Annotated in this window: 1 pseudogene; it reads right to left on the reverse strand. The window is 63.6% G+C overall.

Features of this window, described 5'->3' with window-relative positions:
- Positions 1 to 937: pseudogene (locus HGB39_RS38080) on the reverse strand (integrase catalytic domain-containing protein); the annotation flags it as partial.
- Positions 938 to 1,050 lie beyond the last annotated feature (113 nt).

The raw sequence follows: 1,050 nt of genomic DNA on the forward strand, positions 1-1,050 counted from the left end.
GTAGAAGTAGTTCGTTAGCTGCGACTGCAGAACCCAGATCTGATTGAGCAGCAACAACTCTGCAGAGGTGTCATAGCGGAGATAGCCGACGATGGTGCGTACTACGGCCCAGTTCTTCTGCTCGACGTGTGCCCCGTCGTTGGAGTTTCCGGGACGCGAGCGGGTGAAGGTGATCTGCTGTCTGTTGCACCAGTCGAGCAGGTGGTGGTTGATGAACTCGCTGCCGTTGTCGGAGTCGACGCCGAGGAGTGGGAACGGCATGATGGCAGCGATCTCGTCGAGTGGCGGCGATGAACCCATTTGCGGGCCTTGTTGCGCACACTGCGGTTCTCGGTCCAACCGGTGGCGATGTCGGTGACCGTCAGCGTGTAAGCGTGCTCACCGACGGCGTTGCCGCCCTCGTGGCCGACCAGGTCGATCTCGGGCGTTCCCCGGCGCCGCATCATCCCACTGCGCCCAGGTGCGGATTGTGGATCTGGGACTCGAGCAGGGAACCGGGCTTGGTATGTGATCGGCCCTTGAGTTCATGGTTCTTGCGTTCGGGCGCCAGCCGTCGGTCGATGGTGGCTGCAGACATGCCGACCAGCAACAGTGCGGTAGCGTCGTCGATGTCGAGTTCACCGAACGCACGCAGAATGGGCACGAGGTCGGGCAGTGCCGGCGAAAGCCGCTTCCCGGCAGGCATCCCCAGCACCGCCCAGCAGAAGATCAACGCTGCAACAACGTTCGGCCCGTACGTCGGTGGGCGCCCGGTTCGGGGACGGACCACCTTCGGAATCAACGCTGCCCGCAATGCCTTGCGGGCGTGGTCGCGATGCCAGCCGGTCGTGGCGCACAGGTCGTCTAGGATCTTCGCTTTGCCCGGCTTGTCGGCGCGCTTGTAGCGGGTCGCGATCGCCGTGGTGACGGCTCTGCGTTCAGCCATGGTCAGTCCCATCCTCCGGCCCTACCCTCGACCACCACACCGACGTGATCGACACGCCGCTACGCGGGCGTTCTCACGTGAGGCAACGAAGGGGCTTACGCGGGCATTTTGGATGAGTCAACGCG

It is taken from the genome of Rhodococcus opacus, from assembly GCF_012396235.1.
Classification (GTDB): Bacteria; Actinomycetota; Actinomycetes; order Mycobacteriales; family Mycobacteriaceae; genus Rhodococcus_F; species Rhodococcus_F opacus.